Annotated in this window: 17 protein-coding genes; 7 read left to right on the top strand and 10 right to left on the bottom strand. The window is 61.4% G+C overall.

Annotated features, from left to right (window positions below; all coding sequences use genetic code 11):
* Positions 1–45: 45 nt before the first annotated feature.
* The 3 genes from LOY28_RS05840 (at position 46) to LOY28_RS05830 (ending at position 4734) form a co-directional block, all read left to right on the top strand.
* On the top strand, positions 46–1806 hold the full coding sequence (locus LOY28_RS05840) for an ATP-binding protein (protein ID WP_086944484.1): 1761 nt from the start codon (positions 46–48) through the stop codon (positions 1804–1806).
* Positions 1806–3149 carry a sigma-54 dependent transcriptional regulator gene (locus tag LOY28_RS05835; RefSeq protein WP_258613205.1) on the top strand — a complete coding sequence of 448 codons (1344 nt, stop codon included), beginning with the start codon at positions 1806–1808 and terminating at the stop codon, positions 3147–3149. Before LOY28_RS05840 ends, LOY28_RS05835 begins: the two co-directional genes overlap by 1 nt.
* Positions 3150–3414: 265 nt before the next feature.
* Positions 3415–4734 (top strand): MFS transporter, encoded by a 1320-nt coding sequence (locus LOY28_RS05830; RefSeq protein ID WP_018926549.1) that lies wholly within the window; start codon positions 3415–3417, stop codon positions 4732–4734.
* A gap of 66 nt (positions 4735–4800) precedes the next feature.
* Here the strand turns inward: LOY28_RS05830 and LOY28_RS05825 are convergent, their stop codons facing one another.
* Complete coding sequence (locus LOY28_RS05825; RefSeq protein WP_018926550.1) at positions 4801–5556, bottom strand: membrane protein; 756 nt, start codon at positions 5554–5556, stop codon at positions 4801–4803.
* A 206-nt stretch (positions 5557–5762) separates the two neighbouring features.
* Here LOY28_RS05825 and LOY28_RS05820 point away from each other — a divergent pair, with 206 nt between their 5' ends.
* Complete coding sequence (locus tag LOY28_RS05820) at positions 5763–5954, top strand: hypothetical protein (RefSeq protein WP_018926551.1); 192 nt, start codon at positions 5763–5765, stop codon at positions 5952–5954.
* Positions 5955–6114: 160 nt separating this feature from the next.
* On the top strand, positions 6115–6744 hold the full coding sequence (locus LOY28_RS05815; RefSeq protein ID WP_018926552.1) for a flavin reductase family protein: 630 nt from the start codon (positions 6115–6117) through the stop codon (positions 6742–6744).
* Here the strand turns inward: LOY28_RS05815 and LOY28_RS05810 are convergent, their stop codons facing one another.
* Positions 6745–6975, bottom strand: coding sequence for a hypothetical protein (locus tag LOY28_RS05810; protein WP_018926553.1), 231 nt, complete (start codon positions 6973–6975; stop codon positions 6745–6747).
* A gap of 41 nt (positions 6976–7016) precedes the next feature.
* Positions 7017–7370, bottom strand: a complete 354-nt coding sequence (locus LOY28_RS05805; protein ID WP_258613204.1) for an antibiotic biosynthesis monooxygenase family protein — start codon at positions 7368–7370, stop codon at positions 7017–7019.
* A gap of 336 nt (positions 7371–7706) precedes the next feature.
* Here LOY28_RS05805 and LOY28_RS05800 point away from each other — a divergent pair, with 336 nt between their 5' ends.
* Positions 7707–8636 (top strand): AraC family transcriptional regulator, encoded by a 930-nt coding sequence (locus LOY28_RS05800; protein WP_258613203.1) that lies wholly within the window; start codon positions 7707–7709, stop codon positions 8634–8636.
* 123 nt (positions 8637–8759) lie between these two features.
* Here LOY28_RS05800 and LOY28_RS05795 read toward each other — a convergent pair whose 3' ends face one another.
* The 6 genes from LOY28_RS05795 to LOY28_RS05770 form a co-directional block, all read right to left on the bottom strand.
* A complete protein-coding gene (locus tag LOY28_RS05795; protein WP_018926556.1) occupies positions 8760–9815 on the bottom strand; it encodes an ABC transporter ATP-binding protein in 1056 nt (351 codons plus the stop codon).
* An 18-nt stretch (positions 9816–9833) separates the two neighbouring features.
* Complete coding sequence (locus tag LOY28_RS05790; protein ID WP_258613202.1) at positions 9834–10682, bottom strand: ABC transporter permease; 849 nt, start codon at positions 10680–10682, stop codon at positions 9834–9836.
* Positions 10679–11587: an ABC transporter permease gene (locus LOY28_RS05785; protein ID WP_019581522.1), complete on the bottom strand. Its 909-nt coding sequence runs from the start codon at positions 11585–11587 to the stop codon at positions 10679–10681. Before LOY28_RS05785 ends, LOY28_RS05790 begins: the two co-directional genes overlap by 4 nt.
* Before the next feature lie 203 nt (positions 11588–11790).
* Entirely contained in the window at positions 11791–12894 is a 1104-nt protein-coding gene (locus tag LOY28_RS05780; RefSeq protein ID WP_019651395.1) for an extracellular solute-binding protein, read from the bottom strand.
* Positions 12895–13112: 218 nt separating this feature from the next.
* Positions 13113–14561: an aldehyde dehydrogenase family protein gene (locus LOY28_RS05775; protein ID WP_258613201.1), complete on the bottom strand. Its 1449-nt coding sequence runs from the start codon at positions 14559–14561 to the stop codon at positions 13113–13115.
* Between the two features lie 8 nt (positions 14562–14569).
* Entirely contained in the window at positions 14570–16207 is a 1638-nt protein-coding gene (locus tag LOY28_RS05770; protein ID WP_258613200.1) for a 5-guanidino-2-oxopentanoate decarboxylase, read from the bottom strand.
* Between the two features lie 159 nt (positions 16208–16366).
* On the opposite strand from LOY28_RS05770, the gene LOY28_RS05765 reads away from it, so the two are divergent.
* On the top strand, positions 16367–17248 hold the full coding sequence (locus LOY28_RS05765; protein WP_018926562.1) for a LysR substrate-binding domain-containing protein: 882 nt from the start codon (positions 16367–16369) through the stop codon (positions 17246–17248).
* 130 nt (positions 17249–17378) lie between these two features.
* Here LOY28_RS05765 and LOY28_RS05760 read toward each other — a convergent pair whose 3' ends face one another.
* Positions 17379–17993 carry an NAD(P)-dependent oxidoreductase gene (locus LOY28_RS05760; RefSeq protein WP_138866899.1) on the bottom strand — a complete coding sequence of 205 codons (615 nt, stop codon included), beginning with the start codon at positions 17991–17993 and terminating at the stop codon, positions 17379–17381.
* Between the last annotated feature and the right edge of the window lie 32 nt (positions 17994–18025).

Raw genomic sequence — 18025 nt, 5'->3', positions numbered from 1 at the left:
TGCATGGTATGGTGCCCGCCCGACTTACTCTCTGTTTGCGCCAGCATGCTGCCGACCTCCCGTACCCTGCGTCTGTCGTTGTACTCCCTGCTGATCGTCGCCGGTGCCGTCCTCGCCGCCACCCTGGCCATCCGCCACGCCGAACGCCAGGCGCTGGAAGAAGACGCCGCCCGCGCCAACCAGCAACTGGCGCTGTACGCCAATTCCCTGCATACCCTGATCGACCGCTACCGCGCCCTGCCCGCCGTGCTGGCGCTGGACCCGGAGTTGCGCGCCGCGCTCGATGGCCCGGTAACGCCTGAGCAGCAGGACGCACTGAACCGCAAACTGGAAAAAATCAACGGTGCCGCGCAGTCCTCGACCCTGGAACTGCTCGACCGCACCGGCCTGGCCGTGGCCGCCAGCAATTGGCGTTTGCCCAGCAGTTACGTCGGCCACAACTACGGTTTTCGCCCTTACTTCAGCCAGACCCGCACCCAGGGCGCCGGGCGCTTTTATGCGGTAGGCGTCACCAGTGGCATTCCCGGTTACTTTCTCTCCAGCGCGGTGACCCGCGACAGCGGCGAGTTCCTCGGCGCCATGGTGGTGAAACTGGAATTCCCGGAGCTGGAGCGCGAATGGCGTCAGGGCAGCGACACGTTGCTGGTCAGCGATGCACGCGGGATCATCTTCATTGCCAACCAGCCGGGCTGGCGCTATCGCCTGTTGAAACCGTTGAACGACAGCGATCACACCGAGCTCAAGGCCACCCGCCAATACGACAAACAACCGCTGACACCGCTGGATTACCAATCGCTGCAGCGCTTTGACGACAACAGTGATCTGGCGCGCGTCGTCGGTCCTGACGGCACGGAAAACTACTTGTGGGAATCGCTACCGCTGACCACTGAAGGCTGGACCTTGCACCTGCTGCGCCGCCCACAAGTCGCCTTCGAAGACATCCGTAACGCCGCGCTCGCCGCTGCCGGGTTGTGGCTGGCGCTGGTGTTTCTGTTGCTGTTCCTTAATCAACGCTGGCGACTGGCCAAAATGCGCCAACGCAGCCGCGAAGAACTCGAACAACTGGTGGAAGAACGCACCCGTGACCTGCGCACCGCTCAGGACGGACTGGTGCAATCGGCCAAACTCGCGGCGCTGGGGCAGATGTCCGCAGCGCTGGCCCATGAAATCAATCAGCCCCTGACCGCCCAGCGCATGCAGCTTGCTACGCTGAGGTTGCTACTCGATCACGGCCGGGTCGACGACGCCTACAAGGCGCTCAAACCGGTGGACGACATGCTCACGCGCATGGCTGCCCTCACCGGCCACCTGAAAACCTTCGCGCGCAAAAGCCCCAGCGGTTTGCGCGAACGGCTGGATCTGGCGGCGGTGGTGGATCAGGCCCTGCAATTGCTCGACGCGCGCCTGCGCGATGAACAGGTCAGCCTGGTGCTGCATCTGACCCGTCCGGCCTGGGTGCGTGGCGATGCGATTCGTCTGGAACAGGTGCTGATCAACCTGCTGCGCAACGCCCTGGACGCCATGCAGGGCAAACCCTGCAAGCGTCTGGAAATCCGCCTCGAAGCCGATGAACAGCTATGGCGCCTGAGTGTGATCGACAATGGCGGCGGCATTGCCGAAGAACACTTGAGCCAGGTGTTCGATCCATTCTTTACCACTAAGCCGGTGGGTGATGGCCTGGGCTTGGGGCTGGCCGTGTCCTTTGCCATCGTCCACGAAGCGGGCGGACGCCTGAGCGCCGATAATGGCGAAAAAGGCGCGGTGTTCAGCCTGACGTTGCCCATTGATCTGGAGGTAGCTGCCTGATGCTCAATTCGGTGATGGTGGTCGATGACGAAAGCAGCATCCGCAGCGCCGTCGAACAGTGGCTGAGCCTGTCGGGGTTCGAGGTGCAGCTGTTCAGCCGCGCCGATGAGTGCCTGGCGCAACTGCCGAAACACTTCCCTGGGGTGATTCTCAGCGATGTGCGCATGCCCGGCATGAGCGGGCTGGAACTGCTGGCCGAAGTGCAGCGCCGCGACGCCGATTTACCGGTGATCTTGCTGACCGGTCACGGCGATGTGCCGATGGCCGTCGAAGCGATGCGCGATGGCGCCTACGATTTCCTCGAAAAACCCTTCAGCCCGGAAACCCTGCTGAGCAGCCTGCGTCGGGCGCTGGACAAGCGCCGGCTGGTGCTGGAAAACCGTGCCCTGCACGAGCAGGCCGACAATCGCGCCAAACTCGATGCCACCCTGCTGGGAGTGTCCCGTGGTTTGCAGACGCTGCGCCGGCAAGTGCTGGATCTGGCGACGCTGCCGGTCAATGTGCTGATCCGTGGCGAAACCGGCAGCGGCAAGGAACTGGTTGCCCGCTGCCTGCACGACTTCGGTCCCCGCGCCGACAAGCCCTTCGTCGCCTTGAACTGCGCGGCGATTCCCGAGCAGTTGTTCGAGGCCGAACTGTTCGGCCATGAGAGCGGCGCGTTCACCGGCGCCCAGGGCAAACGCATCGGCAAGCTCGAATACGCCGACGGCGGCACACTGTTTCTCGATGAAATCGAAAGCATGCCGCTGGCGCAGCAGGTGAAACTGCTGCGGGTGTTGCAGGAGCAGAAGCTTGAGCGCTTGGGCTCCAATCAGAGCATCCGCGTGGATTTGCGGATCATCGCCGCGACCAAACCCGACTTGCTGGATGAAGCCCGGGCCGGGCGTTTTCGCGAGGACCTGGCGTATCGCTTGAACGTCGCCGAGCTGCGGCTGCCGCCGTTGCGTGATCGGCGTGAAGACATTCCACTGCTGTTCGAGTTCTTCGCGCAGAGTGCCGCCGAACGCCTTGGCCGTACCTTTCCACCGTTGAGCGGGCCGCAATTGAGCCATCTGCTGAGCCACGACTGGCCAGGCAATGTACGCGAACTGGCGAACGTCGCCGAGCGCCAGGTGCTGGGCCTCGGCGAACCGGAACCGGTGGGGATCGATCCCGGCCAGTCACTGGCGGCGCAGCAGGAAGCCTTCGAAGCGCATTGCTTGCGCGCGGCGCTGACCCGGCATAAGGGCGATGTGAAAGCGGTGCTTGAAGAACTGCAACTGCCGCGCCGTACCTTCAATGAAAAGATGCAGCGGCATGGGTTGAGCCGGGAGATGTTTATCCGGAACGACCCATACCTGTAGGAGCGAGGCTTGCCCGCGAAGCAGTCACCGCGGTGTATCTGACAAACCGCGTTATCGTTCTTCGCGGGCAAGCCTCGCTCCTACAGGGGCCAGGCGTGCGCGGAAATCCGCTTGTAGCCTTATGCACGATAAGCGGATTTCCGCTCAACAAAACCCGCCATCCCCTCTAAACCGGCCCTCCTCTCCTTGGCACAGCTCCTGCTATAGCCCCTGCAGGCTGCGTTTACACGCGCTCCACAAAAACAATTAAACGAAGGATCCTTCAATGGATAACTCCAACGCCCTGCCCCTTGGGTCGGCTGCCGTGCCGGCTAAAGAAAGAAGCACCGCCAGCCGGATCAAATCGATCTTCAGCGGCTCTGTCGGCAACATGGTCGAGTGGTATGACTGGTACGTCTACGCCGCCTTCTCCCTGTACTTCGCCAAAGTCTTCTTCCCCAAAGGCGACACCACCGCCCAACTGCTCAACACCGCCGCAATCTTCGCCGTGGGCTTTTTGATGCGCCCGATCGGCGGTTGGCTGATGGGCCTCTACGCTGACAAGGCCGGCCGTAAAGCCGCGCTCATGGCGTCGGTCTACCTGATGTGCTTCGGCTCGCTGCTGATCGCCCTGAGCCCGGGCTATGAAACCATCGGTATCGGCGCGCCGATCCTGCTGGTGTTCGCCCGCCTGCTACAAGGTTTGTCGGTGGGGGGTGAGTACGGCACCTCGGCGACGTACCTCAGCGAGATGGCGACCAAGGAACGTCGCGGCTTCTACTCCAGTTTCCAATACGTGACGCTGATCTCCGGCCAGCTCATCGCCCTGGGTGTGCTGATCGTGCTGCAAAACTTCCTGACCACCGAAGAGCTGTACGCCTGGGGCTGGCGCATTCCGTTCGCCATCGGCGCGTTGTGTGCCGTGGTCGCGCTGTACCTGCGTCGCGGCATGGAAGAAACCGAGTCGTTCACCAAGAAAGAGAAAGCCCGAGAAAGCGCAATGCGCACCTTGCTGCGCCATCCCAAGGAACTGATGACCGTGGTCGGCCTGACCATGGGCGGCACGCTGGCGTTCTACACTTACACCACGTACATGCAGAAATACCTGGTGAACACCGTCGGCATGAGCATTTCCGACTCCACCACGATTTCCGCGGCCACGCTGTTTCTGTTCATGTGCCTGCAACCGATCATCGGCGGGCTGTCGGATAAAGTCGGTCGTCGGCCGATCCTGATTGCCTTCGGTATTCTCGGGACGCTGTTCACCGTACCGATCCTGACCACCCTGCACACCATCCAGAGCTGGTGGGGCGCGTTCTTCCTGATCATGGCGGCGCTGATCATCGTCAGCGGCTACACCTCGATCAACGCGGTGGTCAAAGCCGAATTGTTCCCGACCGAAATCCGCGCCCTGGGCGTCGGCCTGCCGTACGCACTGACCGTGTCGATCTTCGGCGGCACCGCTGAATACATCGCCCTGTGGTTCAAGAGCATCGGCATGGAAACCGGTTACTACTGGTATGTCACGGCGTGCATCGCGGTGTCGTTGCTGGTGTACGTGACCATGAAAGACACCCGCAAGCATTCGCGGATCGAGACCGACTGACAGCAATATTGATAGTGGCTGTACCGTCCTCTTCGCAGGCAAGCCCGTGAAGAGGACGACTCAGTCTCAAGTCAACTCGGCCGCCGTCTGCTTCGCGTACTTGCCCTGCACGTAAGACGCCCCCGCAATCATCACCACCAGAACCCCCGCCAACACCAGCGACGAACCGATGGTGCCGAAATCCAGGCCACCCTTTGCATGGGGTTTGGTCAGGAAGTCGCCCAAGGTTGCGCCGAATGGCCGCGTCAACACGAACGCCACCCAGAACAGCAGCACCGACGAAATCTTCGTGAAGTATTTCAACAGCACCACCAGCGCAATGGTCGAACCGATCAACAGTGCGCCGCCGGCAAAACCCAGGCCCGAGTCGTCGGCCAGGTAATCGCCAAGCGCCGTGCCCAGGGTGTTGGAAAACAGAATCGCCATCCAATAGAACATCTCGCCCCGGAAGGTCTGGACCTTGGTGACGTTCAGCGAATCGCCGCTCAAGCGCCAGGCCGCGAATATCCCCAGCAGAATCGCAATCAGGATCATCGAACCCGTGGCGTAGCCCAATTCAAGGGTGCGGTCCATGAAGTCGGACATGGTGGTGCCAGCGGTGCTGGTCGACAGAATCACGATCCAGTACAGCACCGGCTTGTAAGTTTTGGACATCAACTGCGTGACCAGCGTCAGCACAAAGACGCTGATCAGGATCAGCGAGCTGATGGCGTAACCGACATTAAGGGTCATCGATAACAAATCCCCCGCGGTTTCACCCAGGGTCGTTGCGCAGATTTTCATGACCCAGAACGCCAGGGTGATCTGAGGAAGTTTATTCATTCAAGGCAAGCTCCAGTTCGTGGCAGTCGTTTCTTCGGGTTATTGACCGGTGCGCAGACTGGCGGTGGAGCGGTGAAAAATAGGTAAGTGCAGGATGAAAATTCTGTCACGCAGACAAGAGAGCCCGATTAATCGCTGGTTAATGCCCAGTACGCATCCTGCCCCCCGTCGATCAATTCATTGCAATGTGCAAACTGGAGTTACCCATGAAAACCAAACTGATGCTTGCCCTGACCCTCTCTGTGCTGGCGGCCAATACCTTCGCCGCCGATGGTTACGACCGCACCGGTTCCGCCGTCTTCACTGCGCAAAGCAACACCGCTGACGACAGCCGCACCGACGCGGCCAAAGTCGCTACCGACAGCGTCGATCGCACCGACGCTGCCCGTACCAACTGATCCCTGTACGCACCACACAGCCCGGCTCTGGCCGGGCTTAGTCATTTCTGGGGAAAGCAAAACCCGGTGATCGCCACAGAAGCCCCACTCCCACTGATTGAAATCTGCCGCTGGCCCTTGCACCATGCTCACCTCCCGAACGCCCTCAGGAACTCACTCCATGCCCGACGATATCCACTTCTACGAACCCGCCAACGGCCATGGCCTGCCCCATGATCCGTTCAACGCCATCGTCGGCCCGCGTCCCATTGGCTGGATTTCCTCCCAGGACGCCAACGGTCGCCTGAACCTGGCGCCCTACAGCTTCTTCAACGCCTTCAACTACATCCCGCCGATCATCGGGTTTTCCAGTGTCGGGCGCAAAGACAGCCTGAACAACATCGAGCAGACCGGCGAGTTCGCCTGGAACCTGGCGACGCGTCCGCTGGCCGAGCAGATGAACCAGAGCTGCGCCATGGTCGGGCCGGAAGTCAACGAGTTCGAACTGTCCGGGCTGACCACCGCCGCGTCGAAGATCATTCAGGTGCCACGGGTCGCCGAAAGCCCAGTGTCCTTCGAGTGCAAGGTCACGCAGATCATTCAGTTGCAGCGCGCCAACAAGGAAGTGGTGCCGAGCTGGCTGATTCTCGGCGAAGTGGTCGCCGTGCACATCGCCAAATGGCTGTTGAAGGATGGGGTGTACGACACCGCCGCGGCAGAACCGATTCTGCGCGGCGGCGGGCCAGCGGATTATTTTCAGCTGGGGCCAGAGGCACTGTTCAAGATGTTCCGCCCGGGGGCGGTCAAGTGATTACCAGAGCAGGTCGGCGTCTTGTTTGACGTCTTTGAGGTGGGTCAGCTCTTTGGCCGCGGCCTCGTCGGCTTCATGAGCGGTCTTGAACGTCTGGCCTTCCAGCACTTTGTGAAAAACCGGGGCACCGGAACCACCGAGGGCTTTGACGGCAATCGCGGCGTGGTAACCGCCCTCGCTCGGTACTACTGCTGAAACGGCTTCGAAGTGTTCAAAAGCTTTACGTGCCATGTCGCGGATCCTGGCTAATGGAGAGTTGCGCCATTAAACCCTCAACCGGCCAGTTTGTGTACCGCTGCCTGGGACTGGCCGAGGGCCTGGGTCGCCGAGACATCCTTGAAAGTATGGAAATCCAGGCTGTTGACCACCATTTCCTGCACCAGCTCGGTAAAAATCTGCATCGCCGGGCTGCCGAAGTAAGCGGTCATCGCCTGTTGGCTGGCCCAGAAACCGGACACCAGCCACAGCTCGGGATCACATTGCGAGTGCTGCAGGGCGAAGCTCAGGCAACCCGGCGCGTTGCGCGACGGTTCGATCAGGGCGCTCAGGCGCGCACCGAGTTCTGCCGAACGCCCGGCGCGGGCGCGAACGAAGGCCATATGACTGACGGGGATCTGCGTAGACATGTTCAACCCTCCCAGGGAGTCGAGTGGCAGCCGTGGGACGGGCTGCGACAGGATCCAAGATTAGGCGGCGCATCACAGTCAGCGTTAGTCGATTTCTGCCGGCTTATTGCACAATCCTGCGCAACTGCAAAAAGCCTCTGTAACAGCGCGCAAAGTATTGTCACACCGCTGTCACACCACTTTTAAGCAAGTTTCATCCACATTGCCCTGCTATGGCAGCCTCGTGTATTCACCCCGCGCAGAATCAGGCAAGCTTTTGACAGGATGTGTCTACCGCTGTCCCTTGCACAAATTTAAGCTCGGCCCATGACCAACACTTCACGGAGGATTCCCTGCATGTCGTCGCTCGATCACTTTCAGGCTCCGCTTCCCGCTGACATGGAAAAACAGCGCGCGGAACTGGCCGACCTCATCCGTCGCAACACGCTGGACGATGGTTCCTATGCCACCGCCGTCGGTTCGCTGTTCATGTCGCGTCACAGCAAATCCCATGATTTCGCCCCGGGGCTGGCCCAACCGGCCCTGTGCATCATGGCCCAGGGACGCAAGGAAGTTCGGTTGGCGGACGAACACTTCAATTACGACCCGCTGAATTACCTGGTGGTATCGGTCTCGATGCCCCTGAGCGGGCGGGTGGTGAATGCCTCGCCCGAAGAACCGATCCTCGCGGTGCGGCTGGACATCGACCCGGCGGAAATCACCGCGCTGATTGCCGACGCCGGCCCCATCGGCCTGCCCACACGGCCCACGGGCCGAGGCCTGTATGTCGAGCGGATCGACGCGGCCATGCTCGACGCCGTGCTGCGCCTGGCGCGTTTGCTGGACACACCGAAAGACATCGCCATGCTGGCGCCGCTGATTCGTCGGGAGATTCTGTATCGGCTGTTGCGCAGCCAGCAGGGACATCGGCTGTATGAGATTGCCATCGCCAACAGCCAGAGCCATCGCATCAGCCAAGCGATCAAATGGCTCAACGGCAATTATGAGCAACCGCTGCGCATCGACGACCTGGCGCGGGAAGTGAACCTGAGCGTGTCGACGCTGCATCACCGCTTCAAGGCGATGACGGCGATGAGTCCGCTGCAGTATCAGAAACAGTTGCGCCTGCAAGAAGCGCGGCGGTTGATGCTGGCCGAAGGGCTGGAAGCGTCGGCGGCGGGGTATCGGGTGGGGTATGAAAGCCCTTCGCAGTTCAGCCGCGAGTACAGCCGATTGTTCGGGGCACCGCCGCTGCGGGATTTGGCGCGGTTGCGGTTGTCCGTGTAGTCAGATTCATACCCTGTAGGAGCGAGGCTTGCCCGCGAAGGCGTCGTATCAGCCAGCATCAATGCTGAGTATGAAATAGCCTTCGCGGGCAAGCCTCGCTCCTACGAGGATGGCGGTGTTTGTTCAGGCGCTCAGTACTCGGCACGCCTCAGCCGGCAAGGTCACCGACACCGGATTGCCAATGCTCAACCCAACGTCCTGACACGGCGTGCTCAACGCGGTAAACGACACCCCGGAACATTCGACGGTGGTTTCGATGGTCGCGCCGATATCCCGCACAAACGTCACCTTACCCAGCAAGCGATTCCCCGCCGTCGCCTGGGGTTGCGACAATTGCAGGTCTTCGGGGCGAATCAGCATTTTCACCTTCTCCCCCACCACGATGCTGCTGCAGATCGGCACTTGCAGCGCATCACCGCCGGGCAGGCTGACCTTGCCATTGCCCAACGCCGTGGCCGGGAAAATATTCCCCGAACCGATGAAGTCCGCGACGAATTCATTGGCCGGGTGCCGATAAATCTCAATCGGCGTGCCCACCTGCTGCACCCGATGCTCACCCAGCACCACCACGATGTCGGCCATGGTCATGGCTTCGCGCTGGTCGTGGGTGACCATGATGGTGGTGATGTTCAAGCGCTGTTGCAGCTGACGGATTTCCACCTGCATCGACTCGCGCAACTTGGCGTCCAGCGCCGACAGCGGTTCGTCGAGCAGCAGGATTTTCGGCCGCGAAGCAATCGCCCTCGCAATCGCCACGCGCTGACGCTGACCGCCGGAGAGTTTTGCCACTGGGCGATCAATCATTTCCTGCAGTTGAATCAGCTCAAGCAACTCCACCACCCGCGCCTGCTGATCGGCCTTGCTGACCCCACGCAGTTTCAACGGATAGGCAATGTTCTCCCCCACCGTCATGTGCGGGAACAGCGCCAGGGATTGAAACACCATACCGAAATTGCGCTGATGCGCAGGGGTATGGCCGATGTCTTCACCGTCCAGGCGAATCTCGCCGCCGGTCAGGGTTTCGAGCCCGGCGATCATCCGCAGCAAAGTGGTTTTACCGCAGCCCGACGGGCCGAGGAAACACACCAGTTTGCCCTCGGGCAAATGCAGGTTTACATCCTTTACCGCGCAGGCCGAGCCGTAATGTTTCTCGACGTTTTCCAGAATCAGACCAGTCATTTGAATCACCTCAAGAAATCAGAACGAAACGCCGCCTTCGCCAACCAACTTTTCCAGCGCCCAAATGAGCACGAAGTCGATCAGCACGATCAGCACGGCAAACGAGAAAACGGTAGGGTCGAGCGATGACACGGTGCGGCTGTACATCCAGATCGGCACGGTCATGACGTCGATGGTGTAGAGGAAATAGGTCACGGTGAATTCGTTGAACGAGACGATGAACGCCAGCAGCATGCCCGCCAGAATCCCCGACTTCATCAACGGCACCACCACATCGACAATCGCCCGAGTCGGTGAAGCGCCGAGCATTTGCGCGGCCTCTTCGACTTCGCTGCCGATGGAGAGCATCGCTGCCGTGCAGTTTTTCACCACGAACGGCAGCGCCAGAATCACATGGGCAATCACCAGCCGCGAGGTGGTGATCTGGAATGGCAGGCTGTCGAACACCAGCAGCAAGGCCAGGCCCAACACCACCATCGGGAACACCAGTGGCAGCGACATCAATTGCAGCGCCACGGCCTTGCCACGGAACTCGCAACGGGTCAGCGCGTAAGCCGCCGGCACCGCGATGATCGTGGCGAAGATCATGGTCAGGCAGGCCACCATCAGGCTGGTGCTCATGGCTTTGCCCAGGCTCAGCACGTCGCTGGCATCCGGTGAGACGAAGGTGTGCCAGGCGGCCTTGTACCATTGCAGGCTGTAGCTGCTGGGCGGAAAGTCGAGGTTCGACGCGCCGCTGAATGACATGACGATCATGGTCAGGATCGGCAGCACCGCCAACAGCAAAATGAAGCCCGAGAGGATGCCGGCGAACTTGCCGGTATCGCCCGGCAGCAACGACTGACGCTTCTTGATCAAAGTGCTCATTGGGAAGCCTCCAGCATGCGCCGACGACGGCCAGTGATGTATTCGGACAAGGTCATGATGGCCAGGGTGGTAACGATCAGTACCACGCCGGCAGCGGACGCGGCGGGCCAATTCATCAGCGGGGCGATCTGGTCATGGACCATTACCGCCAGCATCGGCACGCGCCGACCGCCGAGCAGCAAAGGCACCACGAAGCTGCTGGCGTTGTAGGCAAACACCAACGTCGCGCCGGTGATGATCCCCGGAAAACTCATCGGCAACACCACTTGGCGAAACACCTGCAGGCGACTGGCGCCCAAGGTTGCAGCGGCTTCTTCGTAAGTGCGGGCGACTCCGCGCATGGCACTGGCAATCGGCAGCACGGCCAACGGGAACGCGGTTTGCACCAGGCCCATCAACACGCCGTTCTGGTTGTACAGCAGCATGATCGGCCGCTTGATCAGGCCCAGGCCCATCAACGCCTGATTGAGCATCCCGCCCGGGCCGAGAATCACCAGCCAGCCATAGCTTTGCAGTAACAGGTTGACCAGCAACGGCAACAGCACCGCCGCCAGGAAAATCCGCCGCACGAACGGTGAGGTCAGCCGCGACATGGTGTAGGCCACCGGGATCGCCAGCAGCACCGCGATCACCGCGCTGATCAGCGCCAGGCGCAGGGTCAGCAGCAAGGATTTGAGGTAGTACGGTTCCAGCAATTGCGCGTAACTGGCCAGGCTGAAGCCGGACCACTCCGCACCTTTGGTGCCCACGCTCATGCGCAGCACCAGGAGGCTGGCGGCAATCAGCACGCCGAGAAACAGCATCGACGGCGAGAGGAAAAACCACGCACGCACTGTCGGTGAGACACCCCGATTAGCGCGCGTGGGTGCGACGCTTACCGGATGGGTCAGAGGTTGGTGTTCCATAGCAAGGGTCTCGTCAATGGAAAGCAGCAAGACTGAGATTCGGCAAAACCTGTGGCGAGGGAGCTTGCTCCCGCTGGGTTGCGCAGCGACCCCAATCAATCACCGCGCCCTTTCAGATAGAACGCGGTGCCTGGTTTTGCGGCTGCTACGCAGCCGAGCGGGAGCAAGCTCCCTCGCCACAATGAATCTTCAAACCGCAGAAATCAGGAAGAAAAGATTTCCGTGTAACGACGAATCCATTGGTCATGCACGGTGGCCAGGAAGGCGTTGTCGTGCATGATCGCCTTCTCGGCAATCTGCTCCGGCGTAAGGATGTACGGGCTCTTGCGGGCTTCGGCGGAGATGATCGCCTTGGCGTTGACCGGACCGTTGTAGATGTCTTCGGCCATCTTGCCCTGCACCAGCGGGTCCAGAGAGTGGTTGATGAAGGCGTAGGCCAGGTCGGTATCGCCCGGACGGTTTTTCGGCATCACCGAGAGCATCAGGTCGGTGTAGAAACCTTCCTTCATGCCGAACGTGGCGCCCAGACCGTAGGCCGGGTCGCGGATCTGTTTCGGGAAAAACGCCGGTGCGTACAAGCCGCCCATGTCCAGCGACCCGGTGCGGAACAGCTCGGCGATCTGGTTCGGGTTTTCACCCAGGGTCACCACGCGGCTCTTGAGCTCGGCGAGTTTCTTGAAGCCCGGCTCGATGTTGTGTTCGTCACCACCGGCCAGTTTGGCGGCGATGATGATCAGGTCCATGGCCTCGGTCCAGTTCGGCGGCGGCAGGAAAATGTTCGGCGCCAGGTCGGCGTCCCACATCGCGGCGTAGCTGTCCGGGGCTTCTTTCTGGGTACGGGTGCTGTAGACCAGGCTGTTGCACCACAGCAGGTAACCGATACCGTGGCCATTGGCGCCGGTGCGATATTTCTCCGGCACGTCCACCAGGTTGGGGATGCGGTTGAGGTCGGGTTTTTCCAGCAGGTTGGCGGCGGCCAGGCCTTCGGCGCCGACGCCGGCCAGGGTGATGATGTCGTACTGTGGACGATCACCGCCGGCCTTGAGTTTGGCGACCATTTCCGAGGTACTGCCGGTGCGGTCAGCGATGACCTTGCAGCCGTACTTGTCTTCGAAGGTCGCCGCGATATTGCGCAATGCTGCAAGGCCCGTGTCATCGGACCAGGTCAGCAAGCGCAGGGTCTTGCCCGCAAAGCGCGTGTCGCTGGCATTGGCCCGGATGAACGGCATGCTCATGGCTGCCGCGGCTACCGACGCCACACCCACGGTTTTGATGAATTGACGTCTGTTCAGATCATGCTTGCCCATGAAGGACTCCCTTTGTTTTTTTAAGTATGAGGTTGGTCGCAACCGTTGCATCCGCGCGGCCAGATCGGCTTAAAGTCCCCGGTTTCAAAGGACTTGAGCTGTGCCGGCGGGTTCATCCTGAGGTCGTGCAAAACACCTGACTATCGATAAAAACTCATTGAAGCCATGACGTTGGCGCATGCCTCATCAAGAGGCATGCGCTCACTGTTTTCGTGCTGTCAGACGGCCCGAATCACATGCTTGATTTCCTGGAACGCCTGCAAACCCCACGGCCCCAATTCGCGGCCGATGCTGCTCTGTTTGTAGCCACCCCAGGCGGTCTGCGGGAAGATCACTTGCGGCGCGTTGATCCACACAAGCCCCGCCTGCAAAGCGCTGGCGACCCGATCGGCGGCCTCGCTGTCGCGCGTGACCACACTGGCGACCAGACCGAACGGGCTGTCGTTGGCCAAGGCGATCGCCTCGGCTTCAGAGCTGAAACTGCGCACGCAAATCACCGGACCGAAAATCTCTTCGCACCACAACGCACTCTCGAGGGGCGCGTCGATGAAAACGGTTGGCTGCAAAAAATATCCGCGCGACAGGTCCGCCGGGCGATTGCCGCCGCAGATCAGCTTCGCGCCAGCGCTCAAACCGCGATCGATGTGGCCCAGCACCCGCTGGTATTGCGCCTGGTTGACCAGTGCGCCCATCTCCACGTTCGGGTCGAACGGGTCGGCCACGCGAATGGCTTCGGCACGGGCCTTCAATCGCGCGACAAATTCATCCGCCAGTTCATCGGCGACCAGCACGCGGCTGGTCGCGGAACACATCTGCCCGGCGTTGAAGAAACCGCCGCCACAGGCCACTTCCACGGCCAGTTCGATATCGGCATCGGCGAGCACCAGCAGCGAGGATTTACCGCCCAGTTCCAGGCTCACGCCTTTCACGGTTTCCGCCGCCCGCTGCATCACCTGCACGCCCACCGCGTTGCTGCCGGTGAAGGAAATCTTGGCGATGCGCGGGTCAGCCGACAGCGGTGCGCCGACCGCAAGGCCGGTGCCGCAGACCAGGTTGAACACACCGTTTGGCACACCGGCCTCGGCAATGATCGTCGCCAGTTCCAGCTCCGGCAGCGGCGTCACTTCAGACGGTTTGAGCACCACGCAGCAACCGGCGGCCAGGGCCGGGGCGAGTTTCCAGGCGGTGGTGACCATCGGGAAATTCCACGGCACGATCAGCCCCACCACACCGCACGGTTCGCGGCGCAAACGGGCGCTGAAATCGTCGCTCGGCAATGCCACGACACTGTCTTGTTTCGCGTCCAGGCCTTCAGCCAGACCGGCGTAATACTCGAAGGTGGCGATCACGTCGTCGACGTCGATGGCCGCTTCGAACAGCGGTTTGCCGTTGTTGCTCGACTGCAACTTCATCAACTGTTCGCGCCCGGCCTGCACGCCCGCGGCGATTCTGCGCAGGATCGCCCCGCGCTCGGCACCGGTGGTTTTCGACCATTGCTTGAACGCGTTGGCCGCAGCCGTGACGGCCTGATCGACAGCGTGAGCATCGCCGCCGTTAACGGTGGTCAGCAGGGCTTCGGTCGCCGGGTTGATCACACGCAGATGTTCGTTGCCAGCGGACCATTGGCCATCGATGAACAGGCCGTCGAGGGTCGTCGGAAAGGTCATGGGAGCACTCATTGCGACACCGCCTTCATCCACTGGGTCTGGTCGATTTCAATCAGGGTCGGGCCCTGACGATCGGTGGCCAGGCGCAACGCATCACGCAAGCTGTCAACACTGTTGACCGCTTCGGCCGCACAGCCCAGGGCCTTGGCCACACCGATAAAGTCCGGGGTATAGATGTCCACGCCCACCGGCTCGATGGCGCGGTTGACCATGTATTTCTTGATCTCTTCGTAGCCCTGGTTATTCCACAGCAACACGATCACCGGCGTACGCGCTTCCACCGCACTGGCCAGTTCCGGCAAGGTGAATTGCAGGCCGCCGTCGCCGATCAGGCACACCACCGGAGGGCGCGTGCCGCCTTCGACGCTGCCACCGAGCCAGGCGCCAATCGCCGCCGGCAAGGCGTAACCGAGGGTGCCGTAACCGGTGGACGAGTTGAACCAGCGACGCGGACGCTCCGGGTTGAAGGTCAGGTTGCCGGTGTACACCGGTTGGGTCGAATCGCCGACGAACACCGCGTTCGGCAATTCGTGCAGCACGGTTTCCAGGAAACGGGTCTGGGCCAGGGTCGGGGCGTCCCAGGTCGCGGCGAGCTCTTCTCGCAAGCGAGCGGCGCGCACCTGGCCCCAGTCGTTGCGGCGCTCGGCCAGCGACTTGTGGGACAGCGCACTCAGCAGGGCCTGGGCGGCATTGCGCGAGTCGGCCACCAACGCCACCTTCGGCGGGTAATTACGCACGGTCTGGTCTGGGTCGATGTCCACGCGCAGCAGCACGCCCGGGATTTCGAAGCCGCCGGCGAAGGTGATGTCGTAATCGGTTTCGGCCAGTTCGGTGCCGATGGCCAGCACCACGTCAGCCTCGGCCACCAGCGCACGGGTGGCCACCAGGCTTTGGGTCGAACCGATCAGCAGCGGGTGGCTGGATTCGAGCATGCCTTTGGCATTGATGGTCAGGGCCACTGGCGCATCCAGCAGCTCGGCCAGTTCAGTCAGCTCGGCCGCCGCATCGATGGCGCCGCCACCCGCGAGAATCAATGGGCGTTTGGCACCGGCCAGCAGGTCGGTCATGCGGCTGATCGCGCTGGGCGAAGCACCGGCGCGGTCGATGTTCACCGGCACGCTGGCGAGCAGGTCATCAGCCTCTTCGACCAGTACGTCCAACGGGATTTCGATGTGCACCGGACGCGGACGCCCGGCCTGGAACAGCGCGAAGGCCCGCGCCAACACGCCCGGCAATTCCGCCGCCGACATCAAGGTATGGGAGAACGCCGCCACGCCGCCGACCAGTGCGCTCTGGTTCGGCAGCTCATGCAGCTTGCCGCGCCCGCCGCCCAATTGGCTGCGCGATTGCACGCTGGAGATCACCAGCATCGGGATCGAGTCGGCGTAAGCCTGGCCCATGGCGGTGGTGATGTTGGTCATGCCGGGGCCGGTGATGATGAAGCACACGCCCGGCTTACCGCTGGTGCGAGCATAGCCGTCGGCCATGAACCCGGCGCCCTGTTCATGACGTGGAGTGACGTGGTTGATGCTCGAACGGGCCAGCCCACGATACAGCTCCACGGTATGCACCCCGGGAATGCCGAACACCTGCTCGACCCCGTAATCTTCGAGTAACTTGACCAATACTTCGCCGCACGTCGCCATGTGTTTGCCCTTTTTGTTCGTTTGAGACGCCGGGCCTGCGCAGTGTTTATGATGGATTGGCAGGCCCGGGAATGGCCTCATTGGAACGGGCGACACATAGCCGCAACAATGGATAAAAAGTCATACTAGCCATGTCCTCACGTCATACCTTGGATCCCAATGAAACGACTGCCTCCCCTGCCGGCGCTGCACACTTTTCTGATCACCGCGCAGTGCTGCAACTTCACCCGGGCCGCCGAACAGCTGCACATCACCCAAGGCGCGGTGAGCCGGCAGATCGCCGGGCTGGAAGATCATCTGGGTTATGAACTGTTCATTCGCCAGGCGCGGGGCTTGAGCCTGACCGCCGAAGGACGTGAGTGGTTGCCACGGGTGCAGCAGATTTTCGGCCTGATCGATGAGGCCGTGGAGCAGATCGGCGAGAAGCGCGAAACCTTGCAACTCAAGGCGCCGACCTGCGTGATGCGCTGGCTGTTGCCGCGCCTGTTGCAGTGGCAAAAGGAACGCCCGGATGTGCCGGTGGAATTGACCACCACGGTGAAACACGGCGTGGACTTTCATCGTGAACAGTTCGACGCGGCGGTGATGTATGGCCCGCCGCCGGAGAGCTCACTGGCCTCCCATCATTTGTTCGATGAGCAACTGACGCCCGTGTGTTCCCGGCCGATGCTTGAAGGGCCACTGGCCTTGCAGACACCGGCAGACCTGCAACAACACTTGTTGCTGCATCCGACCCGGGATGAACGGGACTGGAAAGCCTGGTTGAAAGCGGCGGATATTCATCTGAGTAATGTCGGCAAGGGCCAGCACTTCGAAACCCTGGACCTGGCGATGTCGATGGCGTCCCAGGGGACAGGCGTGGCGATTGGCGATTGGTCGTTGATCGGCGATGACCTGAGCGCCGGGCGGCTGGTCATGCCCTTTGATTTGAAGGTGAAAACCGGATTGGCGTATTACCTGGTGTTCCCCGAAAAACCTGCGCCTTCGCCGAAGTTGCGCGAATTGATGGGGTGGTTGGTGGAGCAGGCGCAGGCACGGTAACCGCCCCCCCGATGATCGTTCCCACGCTCCGCGTGGGAATGCAGCCCGGGACGCTCCGCGTCCCATCCGGAGCCGAACGCGGAGCGTCCGTTGAGGCATTCCCACGCAGAGCGTGGGAACGATCAATCACTCAATACCCGACCGTAAACCGCTGGCGGGAATGCTTCGGTGTTTCCACTTCATCCAGCAACGCGATCGCGTAATCGGCAAAGGTAATCCAGCTGCGGCCCTGCGCACTCACCAGCAAGTCATCCTTGCCGACTCGAAACGTGCCCGTACGCTCACCTTCGACAAACTCCGCCGACGGCGACAGGAAGGTCCAGTCCAGGTTCTGTTCCTGACGCAAGGTGTTGAGGAAATCGGCACCGGCGCTGGCCTCAGCCTTGTACTCCGGCGGAAAACCTTCGCTGTCGATCACCCGTGTGCCGCCCGGCAGCAACAGCGAACCGGCACCGCCCACCACCAGCAGACGCTTGACCCCGGCCTGCTTCACCGGCTCGATGACGGCGCTGGCGGGGATGGTGGAGAAATGTGCAGCACTGATTACTGCATCATGACCAGCGACGGCGGCTTGCAAAGCGGCAGCATCGAGCACGTCGACGTTTTTGCTGACGACACCGGCACGCTGGCCGATTTTAGAGGTGTCGCGGGCGATGGCGGTGACGCTGTGACCGCGACGCAGGGCTTCTTCCAACAGTTGGCTACCGGCACGACCGGTGGCACCGATGATTGCGATTTTGCTCATGACGTTCTCCAGTTGATGTAACTGTGATGTAT

The organism is Pseudomonas sp. B21-017 (genome assembly GCF_024749245.1).
In the GTDB taxonomy this organism is placed as follows: Bacteria; Pseudomonadota; Gammaproteobacteria; order Pseudomonadales; family Pseudomonadaceae; genus Aquipseudomonas.
The sequence above is the reverse complement of the archived record's forward strand: the minus strand, read 5'-3'. Positions and strand labels throughout refer to the sequence as shown.

What these genes read in the sequence shown, in the direction of transcription:
- LOY28_RS05835 (WP_258613205.1), top strand. Translation starts at nt 1,806, where the DNA reads ATGCTCAATTCGGTGATGGTGGTCGATGACGAAAGCAGCATCCGCAGC.
- LOY28_RS05790 (WP_258613202.1), bottom strand. Translation starts at nt 10,682, where the DNA reads ATGAGCACTTTGATCAAGAAGCGTCAGTCGTTGCTGCCGGGCGATACC.
- LOY28_RS05795 (WP_018926556.1), bottom strand. Translation starts at nt 9,815, where the DNA reads ATGACTGGTCTGATTCTGGAAAACGTCGAGAAACATTACGGCTCGGCC.
- LOY28_RS05805 (WP_258613204.1), bottom strand. Translation starts at nt 7,370, where the DNA reads ATGTCTACGCAGATCCCCGTCAGTCATATGGCCTTCGTTCGCGCCCGC.
- LOY28_RS05780 (WP_019651395.1), bottom strand. Translation starts at nt 12,894, where the DNA reads ATGGGCAAGCATGATCTGAACAGACGTCAATTCATCAAAACCGTGGGT.
- LOY28_RS05815 (WP_018926552.1), top strand. Translation starts at nt 6,115, where the DNA reads ATGCCCGACGATATCCACTTCTACGAACCCGCCAACGGCCATGGCCTG.
- LOY28_RS05810 (WP_018926553.1), bottom strand. Translation starts at nt 6,975, where the DNA reads ATGGCACGTAAAGCTTTTGAACACTTCGAAGCCGTTTCAGCAGTAGTA.
- LOY28_RS05765 (WP_018926562.1), top strand. Translation starts at nt 16,367, where the DNA reads ATGAAACGACTGCCTCCCCTGCCGGCGCTGCACACTTTTCTGATCACC.
- LOY28_RS05840 (WP_086944484.1), top strand. Translation starts at nt 46, where the DNA reads ATGCTGCCGACCTCCCGTACCCTGCGTCTGTCGTTGTACTCCCTGCTG.
- LOY28_RS05830 (WP_018926549.1), top strand. Translation starts at nt 3,415, where the DNA reads ATGGATAACTCCAACGCCCTGCCCCTTGGGTCGGCTGCCGTGCCGGCT.
- LOY28_RS05770 (WP_258613200.1), bottom strand. Translation starts at nt 16,207, where the DNA reads ATGGCGACGTGCGGCGAAGTATTGGTCAAGTTACTCGAAGATTACGGG.
- LOY28_RS05785 (WP_019581522.1), bottom strand. Translation starts at nt 11,587, where the DNA reads ATGGAACACCAACCTCTGACCCATCCGGTAAGCGTCGCACCCACGCGC.
- LOY28_RS05800 (WP_258613203.1), top strand. Translation starts at nt 7,707, where the DNA reads ATGTCGTCGCTCGATCACTTTCAGGCTCCGCTTCCCGCTGACATGGAA.
- LOY28_RS05825 (WP_018926550.1), bottom strand. Translation starts at nt 5,556, where the DNA reads ATGAATAAACTTCCTCAGATCACCCTGGCGTTCTGGGTCATGAAAATC.
- LOY28_RS05820 (WP_018926551.1), top strand. Translation starts at nt 5,763, where the DNA reads ATGAAAACCAAACTGATGCTTGCCCTGACCCTCTCTGTGCTGGCGGCC.
- LOY28_RS05760 (WP_138866899.1), bottom strand. Translation starts at nt 17,993, where the DNA reads ATGAGCAAAATCGCAATCATCGGTGCCACCGGTCGTGCCGGTAGCCAA.
- LOY28_RS05775 (WP_258613201.1), bottom strand. Translation starts at nt 14,561, where the DNA reads ATGACCTTTCCGACGACCCTCGACGGCCTGTTCATCGATGGCCAATGG.